This window comes from Edaphobacter lichenicola (genome assembly GCF_014201315.1).
In the GTDB taxonomy this organism is placed as follows: Bacteria; Acidobacteriota; Terriglobia; order Terriglobales; family Acidobacteriaceae; genus Edaphobacter; species Edaphobacter lichenicola_B.
Genome location: NZ_JACHDY010000008.1, coordinates 40,459 through 54,727, shown reverse-complemented (window position 1 = coordinate 54,727; position 14,269 = coordinate 40,459). Strand labels below are relative to the sequence as shown.

The window sequence follows — 14,269 nt, the reverse complement described above, 5'->3', positions numbered from 1 at the left end:
CTCTGCGCCAGCGCTGATGAAGCGTCGGCCAGTCTCACCCTAAGCCACCCAGCGCAAATCGCCGGACCCGCCACGAAAAGCCTATCGTGATCAATTGTCAGTGATTGCATTGGCGATTATGCCGTCATCGAGGACTGTGGAGGATAGCCGCACTAAAGCCCGTTTTCAAGGAGCGAGTCCAGATGAATACGAGAGATCGGGCCGCAGGGAGCCGCAGAGCTAACCGAAATCGACTGATCAACGAGACGCAGATAGCCGTGCGGAAAAGGGGGACAGGCTTATCGACGCGAATTGTAAGGGAACCTATGCGCGACGTTATTGCACCTCTATCGCGGAAACGATCGCGTCTCCTTTGGTCGGTCTGAACTCAAGAGTGACCATGCCATCCCTGGCATTTACTACGAAATGCTGTTGATACGCGGTCAGCGCACCTCCCGCGGCTGCTGCCACATCCAGATTGGTCAGAACTTTCTGTCCGTTCGCGAAAACGTCGAAAATGCGATCTCCGGGATGAAGAGACGGCTCAACAAACGTGAGGACTACGCTATGCGGGCCGTCATCCACCGGAACACGATAGGTGAAAGTTCCGGTGCGGTATGTGGCAGCGACCTCTGGGCTGCGGGTCCCGGCAATTGACGCCGGCGCCGGAGCTCTGAACCCACCTCCGGGACCGGTGATAACTTGCGCCGTTCCCCCCTCGAAGAAGGTGTCCGATCCAAAGTGCTTTTCCGGACTTGCGCCAGCAACCAGCGCGCCGCAATCGATATAGGTTTCCTTCGCGGCGGCGTCGGAAAGACGCCACTGAACTTTATCGTCTACATCTCCCTTAGGGAAGGAGCCACTTGCAATGAGGTTGTTCGCGCCAGGGCTGAGAACGATGCCGTTCCAGACACAGATGCGGTCCGGGCAGTTTGCGAGCACTCCAACCAGCTTTCCATTTACCTTCAGCGAGGTCATCGGCGCATTGCTGTACACGCGCACCTCGGCCATCCGGTAGGCTCGCTCGATATAGAGGCTGGAGTTGATATGGACTGTTGGCGTCGTCGTCCAGTTGGCTTTGTAAAAGAAGTACGGGTCCTTCCTATACTTATGGTCAAAGGTCACGATGCCCTTGGTATTAATGTCTTGGGCATTGCCCTCGCTCCGAGTGGTGCTTCCAAAGTCGAAGGAATTCCAGATAAACGTACCCCACAGATACGGCTTGCTGCGCATCGTGGACCAGTTCTGTTCGTGAATGTAGGATTCGTATTCCTCCGCCTGGGGCCGGTTGCGAGACTCTGGGCCACCCAGCGCATTGTCAGAGTGCAGTGAGATAGCGCCCCCGGCGCCATATTCGGTTACCGCCGTGGGCTGTGCCGGCCGCGTGCGGTGTAGGGTGTCAAGATGAGAACCTAAGTCGGATGGCTTGCCGTAGTACCAGCCGAAGTAGCGGTTCGCACCGGCAAGGTCGGTGACCGAGGCTGTGATTGGCACCACAGTATCGGGTGCGTAGCGTATACCCTCACAGCAAGTCGCCAATGTTGTGGGCCTGCCTGGGTCCAACTCGTGCGCGAGTTGGTTCAACTCTTTGAGCAAGGGCAGGGGATCAGGAACGGCTCCGGTCTTGTTCCCGACAAAGGCGGGTATGCTGTTTCCAAAATCGATCTCGTTGCCGATGGACCAGGTGATCACCGAAGGATGATTGAAGTCCTGCGCAATCAGCTCTTGCAGTTGCTGCCGGGCGTTCTCACGAAGCTCCGCCGTCGGTTGCAAGCTCTCTCCCTGTGTCCACTGGCTTACGAGGGGTATCTCATCCCAGAGCACAAGTCCATCGCGGTCCGCTAGGTCGTGAATCGGCTGGCCGTGCTGGTAGTGGGTCAAGCGGATGCCGGTCACTCCCATCTCACGCATCATCGCCTCGTCCGCGGCAACGTCCTCCGGTTCCGACGCCCAACCCTTACCTTCACGATCTTGGTGATAGCCGACGCCGTGTACGGCGACGTGTTTTCCGTTGAGGAACAATCCATTCTGCGCGTCGAAGCGAACCTGCCGGATGCCAAAGGGGAGAGAGACGCGATCTACCAGTTTGGATGACTTGTTCGACAGTTCCACCACCAGGCGATACAGGTAAGGATCCTCCACACCTTGCCAGAAATGCGGATGAGGCACAGCGATGTCCGCGGTCCTCTCCACCACGTTCGCTGGTCCGACTGTGACGGACTGCACTTGTTGTGCGGCGACCTTGCCTTGCGCGTCAACGAGCAGAGTTCGGAGCACAAGGGCACCACTCTGCTCACTGTCGTTGCGGACTCGCACGCGCACCTGCACCTTTGCCGAGGCAGGCGTAGCGGACGTCGTCTTCGCATAGACGCCGGAGGAGCCATGGTCCATCAAATCAATGTGCATCTTCCTGGTGAAAATGAGGTTTACCAGACGATACAAACCGCCGTAAACAAAGAAGTCTCCCGTAAGCGGCAACACGTCGGCAGTCGAGCTTCCCAGCGCGGGTTTGGTGTTGTCCACCTTCACCGTGAGTGTGTTCTCGTGACCTGGCTTAAGTGCTGCCGTGCTGTCCAGGCGAAAGCGCGAGAATCCTCCACGGTGCATGCCGAGCAAGGTTCCGTTCAACCACACCGTGGCGATGCGGCTTGCCGCATCAAATTGCAGAAAGCTTTCCATACCAGACACGTTCGCCGGCGGCGTGAAAACAAGCTTGTACCAGCCAACTCCCTGCGTCGTTACCACGTTCTGCGCGGTGTTGCTATGGGACGCGGGCGCGTCCTTGTAGTAGCCCACCCGGTTCCAGGTGTGGGGCACGCTGACGGTCGTCCATGTTGCGTCCGGTTCCGCCTGTAGCTCCGTGGCAGATTCCGGCCCTAATTTGAAGCGCCATCCATCGCGGAGTGACATCTCGACACGGGGATCGGCAACCGTCGAACGGTGGGTCCCGCTCGTTGGAGACATCTGTGCCTGATTTTCCAAGGTGAGCGGCAAGAAGCACAGCATAAGCAAACAGTGAATGCGGCGCAAAGGTAGGCTCCATGTGATCGCGTGGTTAAAGAGACAGCGCGATTATAGGCATCACATAGATCGCTGTCACCGGGCTGTGTGGAACCGACATTGAGGCGCTAAGGGCTTTGAGAATCATTAGGTCGAGAGAGCCGTGCAAACTCCGACTTTTCCGGGGTCACGATGCTTCTTTCGGTGCGTCCTCCAGGCGCTCCTGTGTAGATTGACGACAACAGGCCACGGCACTCATCGACAGCTCAGAGCACTCTTCGCGCTGCTCTGAAGCGCATCTCTTCGGAGCTGAATTCTCCGATTTCCATATCTCGAAAGAAGACTCTGTAGAGTCCTGGTGTAATAAGCTCGACACCCAATTCTTCGAAGCGGAATACTTCGCTGATGAAGACCCTGTTCTTGTGCCAGCTGATGTCGCCGCTATTGTTGACTCGTCGCAGCAGGAGACCCTTTGGATACCTGAACTCTGGCAACTTGCGTGGCAGTCGGATCGAACTAGGGATGTAGAGACTTGCGGGAACTTGATTGTTCAGGCCTTCGTGCGGACGCTCGTTATTGAATACATAGCGAAAGTTATCGAATCGTCTTTGCTGTGCGCGAAGGGATGCCGCAGGCGGTGTTGTTGTGTCCTCTTTCAGTGTGCGATGCATCCGCTCATGACGACCGTTTTGTTGAGGTCGGCCTGCTTGAATGCGCTCATGTACGATCCCGAGCTTCATCCAGCCGAGTGAGAGCTTCGACAGTCCCAGTAGCCCTGTGCCCGCAAAAGGTGCCCCATTATCCGTCCTGATCCGTGCTGGAACCCCATGCTCCCGCATGGCGGCATCACAAATCGCTCGGACCTGGCTTAGGTCCATTCGCGAGACAATCTGGCAACGAATCAAGTAACGGCTGTACGCATCAGTGATCGTGAACGGATCGCAGCGCTTGCCGTCACCGGTGATGAAGTAACCCTTGAAATCCATGCACCACAACTGATTCGGCCCCGTGACCAGAGAGAACGGCTCTGAGCATGGCATAGTGCGCTTTCTCTTCCTCTGCGGACTAGTTAAGCCCGCACGGCTCAAGATGTTGCCAAATGTACTAGCTGCAGGCCACACCATGTCTGGCTGTAGCATCTCCAGCCTTGCTTTGAGCTTCCGCGCGCCCCAAGATGGATGCTTGGCCCGAAGCACGAGGATGGCGTTCTCGATCGGCTCTAGCGTCGCGTGGGAGCAACCATGCGGGCGGCGACTGCGATCTACGAGTCCTTCTGGCCCCGTCTCGTGGTAGCGGTTGATCCAACGGTAGCCCGTTGGGCGGGAGATTCCATACTCACGGCACAGGTCCGCTACGGACATCTCCTCTTTCTGATAACTCGATAAAAACTGAAGACGTTGATCCATGATCCGACTCTCTTTCCAGGGCATACAACATCGTCGTGCGTGCCCAAAGCCGCGGAACTGTCGCCGTCGCGCTCCGCTGTAAACCATGTCTCCGGTCTGTTTTGTAACGGAAGTGCTAAGTACGCTCATGGGCTCCGCCCCCGCGCCCCTCAAGGGGTCTCCCCAGTCTTCCGCGCTTCGCTTGTGCAGACCTCCGCTGCGCTGCGCCCTTTCCACTCCCGCTATCGCTCCGTTCCAAGGGTGGGAGATACCCCTCCCCTTGACGCTTGCTACCCCCGCCTTCGCCAGGTGGCGTTCGGCATGTACATGCCGCGTTTCAACGCGGAAAGTGCAGCAGCCAAACCCAAGGAGAAGACACCATGAGCAACAACGACGCCATCGACAGCAAGAAGCCCTCCACCAAACAGGAACTGATCGCCGCCAACATCAAGCTCTTGATTGAGCAGTTGGAGGCCGGAAAGTCTGACGCCCTCACCAACTACCTCACCGCCATGAGCCGCTTTCACAATTACAGCTTTGGGAACGTGCTGGAGATTGCGCGGCAGATGCCCACCGCGACCCGCGTGGCTGGCTTTTGGGCATGGAAGAACTTAGGCCGCAGTGTGAACGCGGGAGCCAAGGGCATTCGCATCCTTGCCCCCATGGTCGGCGTTCGCCGGAAGAAAGACGAGGAGGCAGAAAAGGACATCACCAAGCAGAACACTCGCGTGTTGCTTGGGTTCCGCAACGCTTATCTGTTTTCTATGCCAAGCCTCACCAGCGTTCTCCCTAAGTTGACGATGCCCTTGGCTGCCATCCTTTGATTGTTCCACGACCGGGGGGGTGGCGCTCTGCTCGCTGCAGGAACAGTAGGCGTGCAGATTATGCGACCGACTTTTACCCCATTGCCGATCACACGCTCCTAACAACGCATCACGGGTAACGAAAGTAGGATTAGCGATTGGAATCGGCCGCTGCGCAGCCAAGGCAATCAGCGTCGCCATGCGCGTTTCTGGTTACTTACTCCAGTGAACCTGGGCTGTGGAAGTGATTCGCCAATCCACTTGGCCTGAAAGCTGGAAACCAGCCGTAACTCTTAATTGCTCGGACTAATTGCTCCGACCAAAGCACAAGGTTCTTTCAGGTTGTACTTGTTCTCTTATCATGGCACCTCTCGTAGAGGGGTAGCGAAATGGCCTTGAGGCTCTCAACGCTTTGCGCGGAGCGCAGGGGAGTGTTTAGGGTTCTGCGTTGCGGGCGGGAAAGGCCCGCAGGAGGGGGCCGGAAGACGGCGGCACTTGCCGGAAGTATGCGCATCGGCAACCGAAACCCTTTTGAAATAGAGCGCGCGCCTAACGAGCGGTTTTCATTGCCGGATTCGGCGGTGCGGTGCCGTTCAGCGTATCGTAAAGCGATTGTGCAGCATCGAGCTCCGGGTTGGCGTCCACGCTGGAAATCGCGAGAATACGAATCTTGTCGTTGTTCGGCAGCTTGAGTGTTTTTGCGCCGCCAGACACCTCAATGGGATAGACAAAAAGATAGGAATAGCGATACGGCTCGTTAAGCCCTTCGGCAGTGTGTTGATGCGAGGCATACCATGCAAGATCAGCGGGCTTTATATACCCTGGTTGGAGTCCAAGATAGTCTTCCGGATATCTCGGGGAAACAGGGCGCTGTTCTCTCTGCTGTAAATCCGTCGGCGGCCAAACTGCATGATTCGCCGAGATCGCCCAGTCGTGTTCCGGCGTATGCTTCCAGAGGCGCGTATCCCAGAGACCGATAAAGCCGGTCCAATCTTGGATATCAAGATCAACCTTCGCGTTATCGACCTGGAATGACGCCTTCTGATCACCATCAGCAGACGCAGCGAGGATGTAAATACGGGTGTAGTGGCCCTGGGGCAGCTCGATCGTCTGCCCTCTGGCAACGAGGGCATTTGGTTGGCCTGTCTTGGCAGGCGCAAGATTGAACCCCACATCGTGATACGTGATTTTGGAGGGCAGCATCTCCGCTGGCATAGCATTTCCCGTTCCATCAAATCCCCCATTTTGGGTCTTTGTGTCGTCATTGCTTGCTCCAGCTAAATCATAGGGAAGCGACACGGGTTGCGACTTTACCGCGCTTAGTTTCGTGGGTGCCGGGTGTAGACGTAATGCAAAAGTTCTCGGTTGATACGCGGTAAAGGACGTTCTGAGTTCGCCATTGCCTATATCTGCGGATCCGACGGGTTGTTCCTGAGCGTTCACCTCGCGTGCGGCAACAATCGGTCCCGCAAAGGAAACGTGCACGTCCGGCGCATTTTTTCCGTCAAGCTCAACCATCCGAAGAATTATCTCATCGCTCGCTTCCGCTTTCTTCAAGGCAAGCACACGAATGCGGGAGTTGTTCAAATGGAGAAGAGAAAAGCTCTTGCCCAGCTCTCCCTTGTGCTTCACCGTTTGGAAGGCGATCAGTGGATCATTCAGCCGGTAAGCCTGCCAGTCAGTCTGAGCTTTGCGCCAATCGCCAGCGTGTCCGACTAGTCCAAACACAAACTCGTGGTGGCCCCAGTCTTGATTGGCCTGATCGCTGTATCCCGAAGGACGACCATTTGCAGGAGGCTGTATTCCCGGAGACCGAATCAGCGTCAGCCGGAGTGTGTTGTCGCTACGCTTGTCGGATCCATTTTTGTAATCGGTCAGAACGGTCGTTCCGAAGAGACCGCTCTTATCCGAGAGATCGATCCAGCGATGGGACGCAACCTCGAACTGTCGCTCGTTAGCGTTCGGTCGCTCTATGGTGCCAATCTCCCAGTTGTACGTGGCATTCTCATTCGTTGCGCTGAGCGGAAACGTTGCTTTCAGATTGGCCGACAGTGTCTTCCAGTCGATCGCATTGCCAAACTCCACCCGATTGCCGCTATCTCCTGCTGTAAGACTTACCGTCTGAACAAACTTGGATCCTTCACTCTCGCGGGTTACTTCCAGGGAAACACGAACAGGCCCATTCTCCTTAATCCGAATTTGGGCTGGGCCAGCAACATAAGCACGCGGTTCTGCCTGCTCCTGATCAAAGTCCATATTCCACGCCGGATACACCTTCGGGTTGTCATTGGAGATAGCCAGTCGGATCGGAGCTGCGAGCAACTCCTTATTGAGAGACTTGTCTTCGATGCTTGCAACATCGCCGCCCGCATTCAACTTGATGCGGTAGCGACCATTCTCAAGAGATGACCCCGATACCCTAAGGTCTGAATGCGAGTTCGAAGCCTGTGCGGATGAAACGCTGTAGACCGCATAGCCGACAGGCGGTGCGCTGGCCAGAAAAAGAATCTTGCCGTCTGCAACTTGCGAAGGGACTTCCTTTCCTTCCGAATCATTTACCCGGACGGCCCTCGGCATGCCTCCAGGCAAGGCAACGGTCGCCTCCACGATATCTTCTCGTGCGATATTCAGGGGATTAAAGATAACAATCGGTACGCCGCTGACATCTGTGTCAAGTCCTGAGGCGATCGCCTCGGTCGCGTCGGTCAAAATACCTGCAAACTGCTTTCCTACGATGGCGTCGTCGTTCCACGCAAACTCATACGACCGTGGAGTCGCGGTACCGGCTCCGGTATCGTGAAAATGCCCCGCAAGCTCCAGCATCCAGGCCTCATTGAGGCGCTGTTGCGGATATGCCCGGCCGCCCATCCATGCCGCTGCGACCGACGTCTTTTCTGCGGCATCCGCCAGCAGTTCGTTTTTGAGGATCCAGCGTTTGTGATAGGCCTGCGAAGTGAGAGAGCCTGCAGAGTGATTGATCAGTTCGAGATCACCCTTGTATGACGGCAAACGCGAGGACATCGCCGGTGTTATATCGTTGAAGATCTGATCGGCAGCGGATTCCACAACGTGCACGGGCCCTTCACCAACCCTGACCGGGGAGCCGCTGGGCTGAGCCGTCGGGGCTTCGCCCATTGCGAAAGGGCCCCTTGGCGGCGACGGCAGTACGGTCTCGCTCTTGGTAACAATGGCTTCGAGCAGCTTTACCGTCGATTCTTGTGTTGCTCCTCCGATATCGCCAGTCCCAACATAGTGGTAGTCGGCAAAGACGCCCGTTATTTTTCCATTGAGATCAATCCGCTTGACCCAGTTCTGTTCGAGCGACCTCTGGCGTGCAGTCGCGGCCGCCTGTTGCGGGGTGAGCCTCGCCCTCTCCTCACTGGTTAGCTGCGGCCCTGCGGCAGCCGCCTGCTCCGTGGGCTCCTTGCTGATATCCGTGTAGACATTGCTGCCATAGCCACCGGGATTCAGTGCCGCAATCACTCCTTTTCCATCGGGACCCAGCCACATCCCGACATTGAAAGGAATACCTTCAGGCGTTTGCTCGGGTGATTCAGGCCCTCCTACCTTCGCTGCAGGCTGCCATTGCGCATTCAGCTTCTGGGTGGAAAAGCCCTTCACGCCGGAGTGCGCGAGGATACTGGGAAGAGAGGCCGGAAAGCCAAAACAATCAGGCAGCATATATTCCGCGCTGGCTTTTCCGAAGTCCTTACGAAAATATTCATTGCCGTAAAGGATCTGACGAAAGATACCCTCCGCACTGGGAAGATTGACGTCGCCTTCCTCCACTGAGGAACCTGCGGGATACCAGCGGCCCGCTGCAACGTACTGTTGCATTCGCGCGTAGTCCGCGGGGAAATACTCCTTCATCAGCCGGTATCGATTCGCGCCGGTCCAATTGAAGACATAATGCGGGTATCGATCGATGTAGTCGAAGTTCACCCGCATGGTTTTTAGCAGGTACTCACTAATCGTCTGTGGAAACTCCCACCGCCACTGCGTATCCAGATGCGCATAGGGGACGACGTATAAGGTGGGAGTGGTGGTGATATCGGGGGCCTTCATTGTCTGTCCGTGTGCTACGAGCTGGGAGACCGTGGCAGCCGACAGAAGGCAGCCGAGCCAAAGAAACTGATGGATGAATCTGATTCCGGAGAAGCGCAGGGGCGAAGGTGTCAGGGGGAGCATCATTTTAGGCATATTAGAGTCCGTTCACCCGCAAGAGGGCGGATATGGTTTGTGGTTTTGAAAAAGATAAAAAAAGACACTGCATGCGGAAGGCTATGCAGTGTCTTTTGAAGTCGACAAGCGGAACCAACTGATTTTCTCCTAACACGGTCTTGTATCAAGAGTGCTAAAAAGCGTAGCGCAGGCTGAACTGGAGCTGACGCTCCGAGGCATAGGTACCGCCCTTGCTGTTGACCTGACCGAAGGTGCTGCTGGTCGGGCCTACATCAGGATTGTCGAGGTTCGGATGGTTGAGGTAGTTGAATGCCTCCGCCCTGAAGACCACAACATGGTTTTCGTGGCTGGGGATGATGTGGAACTCCTTCTGCAGCGCGGCAGAGAAGCTCTGGAAGCCAGGGCCGTAGATTAGGCCACGCATACCGCGAGGAGCGTAGGTACCTGGCGCCGCCGACGACCAGACACCCGAGCCAACACCTTCAAACCACTGGCCGACCTTGGTATTACCGGCGAACACGTGAGGCAATCGGGGATTTCTGGATGCAACCCAGAACTGATTGCCAGATCCAGGACCAACTCCCGCGTAGTCGGTGCCCTGTGAGACGGTCTGCGGACGTCCCGACTGTCCCTGGATGGTTCCGGAGAACTGCCAGTTGCCGAGGAGGGTGCGGCCGAAGAGATTGCTCATGTGGTTGGCGATGCCGATGTCATACACGTAATTGATCACGAGGACGTGACGCGTATCGAAGTCGCTGGGACCGAACATACGGGAGTTGTTATAGGCATCGACGATATTGGTGCCGTTCGACGAACCATAGTCGAGGCTCTTGGACCAGGTATACGACGCGCCGAAGAGCAGACCCTTGGTGAGGCGGCGCTTCAGGTTGGCCTGCATGGAGTGATAGAACGCGCCGCCAGTGTTCTGTGCCTCAATGATGGTCGAGAAGCCCTTATAGGGACGCAGGGAGTCGGCGTTGATTTTGTTGATGAGATTGGCCGATCCGGGAGCGAGCGTCCCAGGCTGGAGCTGGTTGATATTGGCAAGTTGCTCCAGGTGGTAGCCGCGGCGGCCAACGTAGCTCAGCGTAAAGACCGCGACATTGGTAAACTCGTGCTCCACGGTCACGTTCCATCCCCACGCCTCAGGGCTGGGGTACTTGTAGGCGTGCGAGGTAAATGCCAACGGAAGCTGGTTGACACCGATACCGCCGGGATTGTCGACGCTGCCGTTGGTTACCGTGGAAGCTGGCTGGAACGGAGCGTTGCCGCCAACATGTACGGTGTCGCTGATGCCGAGGCGCTGCATGTAGCGCCCCGCGCCGGCGCGAAAGACGGTGCCGGGCGATATCTCATAGGCAAAGCCTATGCGCGGCTGGATGTTCGAGTAAACGGTCGGAGAGTAGTTGGAGTCGAATCCGCGGAAGAGCCGCGAATAGGTGCCACTGAGGATGGCGTCTGGCACGTGTCCTTTGGCCGAATCGGGGAAACCACTGCCGGGGATGACGACACCGTTATATGCATCGCCGCCGGTGAGGAAGCCGGTGGAGGAGCTTACCGTGGGAGCAAGTGAAGGACTGTAAACGCTCGGATTGAAGAACGCCTGGTTGCCCCACAACGCGTGGTACGACTGCATGATGTCGTAGCGGATGCCATACTCCAGCACGAGCTTCGAGTTCACGCGCCACTGATCCTGCCCGAACATGCTGTACATATTGCCGCGGAATAGCGTGTAGGAGCGGGTTCCGATCTCGCCGTAGGTATTGAAGACGCCGAGAGCAACATTGGCGATGGCAGCCTTCGAGTTTATAGCCTGGCCGTCGGTGAAGCTGAACAGACCGTTCTGGTTGTTGGTGGTTCCGGGCCGGGTGTTGTCGACCGAGATCTGGTCGTAGTTGTTCTCGCCGGCATACTCCCACTGGCCGCCGAACTTGAGCGTATGCCTTCCCCAAACCTTGGTGACGGTGTCGCCTGCGTCGTAGACGATACCGCCGGAGCGCGACGGATACGGTCCGCCGTCCAGCGTGCCGAAGTTTGCAATCTGGATGGTCGGAATCTTGTTAGGCACAACCTTGCTGGCTGAGCCGAAGAGATATGGGTAATTGATGCCGTACTTCGTGCGGTCAGACAGACCCGAGGACGTATCGATGCCGATGGTGACGTGGTCGGCCGCGCCAGAGGCGAAGGCATCGTTGACCCAGGTGGGGCTCAGGGTCCAGGTCCAGTGCACAACGCCGATCTGGTTGGGCCGATGGAAGATGCGGGGATTGGTGTTGAAGTTGCCGAAGTGGGGCTCGTAGTCATCGTAGTTGTAGTTCAGCAAGCTGAAGCGGAAGTGGTGTCGATCGGCCGGAGCGAAATCGACCACAACCGAATCTTTGCGCTGCCTCTCGGTATAGAGCGCCGTGTCGCTCCAGTTGCCACCGGGGTTCCCGGTAAGGTTGGGGGCGGGGTAGGCGTTCAGCAGGCCAAGGCCATTGGGGCTGAGTGCAATACCGCATTTTCCACCGCTGAAATCGTTGTTAGGACATGCCTGACCCGTGTTCGGGTTCACAAGCTGTATCGGGGCGCCGTAGAAGATGTTCGATCCAAGCAGCTCGCCGAAGTCGCCCTGGCGCATGCGCAGGGTGGGCACCGAAAGCGGCCTGGCGTCGGTGCCACTTTTCTGCGCGGTGTCGTCGTGGTTGAACTTCACCCACTCCTGACCAACCAGAAAGAACAGCTTGTCGTGATTCTTGTTGAAGCCGGGGAAGAAGACCGGGCCGTTGAGGTTCCAGCCGAACTGGTTGTAACGGAAGGCGGCTCGCTTGAGCCCCTGGTTATTGCGGGTCCACGTATTGGCGTTGAGCGCGTTGTTGCGGAAGTACTCGAAGGCGCTGCCGTGGAACTCTGAGGTTCCGCTCTTGGGCACCATGCGGATCTGACCGCCGGAGGTGCGGCCATACTCAGCCGCATAGCTTGTCGTCAGTACCTGGATCTGCGAGGTGGAGTCCACATCGGCTACGCCGACGCTTGTGCCATTGGAGCGCGTGCGCACCATCGGTGCGCCATCGAACGTAATCACGCTCTCCTGTGAGCGCGCACCATTGACATTGATGCCGTTGTCGAGGCCGAAGGCGAAGGCCGCCATCGAGTTGCTACGTACGACGCCGGGCTCCATCTGCGCGAGATAAAGCGGGTTGCGGCCGTTGAGCTGAATGTCCTTGACTTGCTGCTGAGTGATGAGCTGGCCGACCGCCCCGCTCTCGGTCTGAACCGTGTTAGCGCCCGCCTCGACGGTAATCGAGATGGTGGTGTCGCCAACCTTCATTGCGATATCGATTTTTCGTCCGATGCTGGGATCCAGGTGCACGTCGTTGAGCGTAGTGGTTTGAAAGCCAGGCTTTCTTACGTGAACACTGTAGTCGCCGGGCGCGAGGTTCGTCACGGTGAAGGCACCGTTTTCATTGCTCGTGATCGTTCGGTCTGCGAGAGTCGCATTGTTGTGAATCGAGATCTGCGCGCTTGGAACAAGCGCTCCGGACGCATCAGTCACGGTTCCACTGATGGAGGATGTATCAGATTGGGCTAGGATTGAAGTCGTGGCCATGAACAAACAAACGATGAGAACCACTACGATGCGGATATTGAGCCTATCGTCTTTCACTTAAGCCTCCCAGAAAACAAATACAGGTTGTTTTATGATTGCGTTATCATGTTGGACAATTGTTTACATATTTTGTTGCTACCTTGTCAACCAAAAAGGTGTAAATTTGCCGCAAATGTGAATCGACCAATTTAGAATCTGTATGATGGGCCTCTCACAAATGAAAAGGACGGCAGGCAAGTCTTCTCCCACGAAACGGGCAACACTTGAGGATGTGGCACGGTCGGCCGGAGTAAGCCCGATGACGGTCTCCCGCACGATCAACGGCCACCCCTATGTCACGGGGGAGACAGCGAAGAAGGTTCGTGCGGCCATTCGTCGCCTCAGTTACCGGCCCAATCACGCTGCCCGTGTGCTAACCGGACAGCTCTCACGCTCCATTGGTCTCATTGTTCCCGATATCGCGGATACCTTCTTTTCCGTCGTTAGTCACGCCGTCCAGGAAACCGCGCGCGAAAGCGGCTATCTGGTATGGTTAGCCGCATCCGACGAGGATCCAACGATCGAAGCCGCTCAAGTGGAGATGATGACTCATCATCCTGTTGACGGTATCCTTCTTGTTCCCGCCGACAGCCGGAACGGCTATCTCAAAACGCTAGCTTCAGGAACGACGCCGATCGTCACCATCGATCGTCCTATCGAGATTGCAACGACGGATTCTGTTGGTGTCGAAAACAGAAGAGGAGCGCGACTGGCAGTAGAACATCTTATTCAACACGGTTACAAGAAGATCACATGTATAGCGGCGAACTCCCATCTGCTGACCGTCAAAGAGCGCATCGCTGGATACAAAGAGTCGATGCGACGTGCGAAGCTGCCTTGCCCAAAAGAATTGCGAGTGTCCAGTCCTTCCGCCGCGAAATCCGCTTTGTCGGAGCTGTTCGGATCGCGCAATCGTCCTGACGCGCTCTTCACAACCAACAACTCCTCAACAATCTTGGTGATTGAAACACTCCAGCAATTAGATATCGAAATGGGCAAGGATGTCGCGCTCGTGGGCTTCGACGATGTCGCCTTCTTCACCTTGATAACCCCGCCTGTAACCGCCGTCCGTCAACCCGCTGCGCAACTCGGAAACATAGCTGCTCGGCTGCTCCTGCAGAGAATCAATGGCGAATTTAAGGCGTCAAGCATCAGAACGGTGCTTCCTGTCAGCCTCACCATACGCGAATCTTGCGGATGCAAAAAGGGAGACGCCGGAACTTCGAAGGCGAGTGCCCAAATAGCTTTAGCACTTATTGACTAGGGAAACGAGTTTGACGTTACCGACATCC

Annotated in this window: 5 protein-coding genes and 1 pseudogene; 2 read left to right on the top strand and 4 right to left on the bottom strand. The window is 56.6% G+C overall.

From position 1 onward, the window contains the following. Positions 1-315: 315 nt before the first annotated feature. Together HDF09_RS19815 and HDF09_RS19810 are read right to left on the bottom strand one after the other, a co-directional pair. Entirely contained in the window at positions 316-3,009 is a 2,694-nt protein-coding gene (locus HDF09_RS19815) for a glycoside hydrolase family 2 TIM barrel-domain containing protein (protein ID WP_260181841.1), read from the bottom strand. Positions 3,010-3,245: 236 nt separating this feature from the next. Next, on the bottom strand, positions 3,246-4,409 hold the full coding sequence (locus HDF09_RS19810) for an IS481 family transposase (protein ID WP_183769200.1): 1,164 nt from the start codon (positions 4,407-4,409) through the stop codon (positions 3,246-3,248). 335 nt (positions 4,410-4,744) lie between these two features. Here HDF09_RS19810 and HDF09_RS19805 point away from each other — a divergent pair. Beyond that, a pseudogene (locus tag HDF09_RS19805) lies at positions 4,745-5,149 on the top strand (ArdC family protein); the annotation flags it as partial. Positions 5,150-5,716: 567 nt separating this feature from the next. On the opposite strand, the gene HDF09_RS19800 reads toward HDF09_RS19805, so the two are convergent. Both HDF09_RS19800 and HDF09_RS19795 read right to left on the bottom strand, forming a co-directional pair. Continuing rightward, positions 5,717-9,232, bottom strand: a complete 3,516-nt coding sequence (locus tag HDF09_RS19800) for an alpha-mannosidase (protein ID WP_183769199.1) — start codon at positions 9,230-9,232, stop codon at positions 5,717-5,719. A gap of 289 nt (positions 9,233-9,521) precedes the next feature. Next, complete coding sequence (locus HDF09_RS19795; protein WP_183769243.1) at positions 9,522-12,938, bottom strand: TonB-dependent receptor; 3,417 nt, start codon at positions 12,936-12,938, stop codon at positions 9,522-9,524. A 199-nt stretch (positions 12,939-13,137) separates the two neighbouring features. On the opposite strand from HDF09_RS19795, the gene HDF09_RS19790 reads away from it, so the two are divergent. Further along, positions 13,138-14,241, top strand: a complete 1,104-nt coding sequence (locus HDF09_RS19790; RefSeq protein WP_311720102.1) for a LacI family DNA-binding transcriptional regulator — start codon at positions 13,138-13,140, stop codon at positions 14,239-14,241. Positions 14,242-14,269 lie beyond the last annotated feature (28 nt).

Excerpts from the sequence above, each read along its gene's own strand:
- HDF09_RS19790 (WP_311720102.1), top strand. The coding sequence starts at position 13,138 with ATGATGGGCCTCTCACAAATGAAAAGGACGGCAGGCAAGTCTTCTCCC.
- HDF09_RS19800 (WP_183769199.1), bottom strand. The coding sequence starts at position 9,232 with ATGAAGGCCCCCGATATCACCACCACTCCCACCTTATACGTCGTCCCC.
- HDF09_RS19810 (WP_183769200.1), bottom strand. The coding sequence starts at position 4,409 with ATGCCCTGGAAAGAGAGTCGGATCATGGATCAACGTCTTCAGTTTTTA.
- HDF09_RS19795 (WP_183769243.1), bottom strand. The coding sequence starts at position 12,938 with ATGGCCACGACTTCAATCCTAGCCCAATCTGATACATCCTCCATCAGT.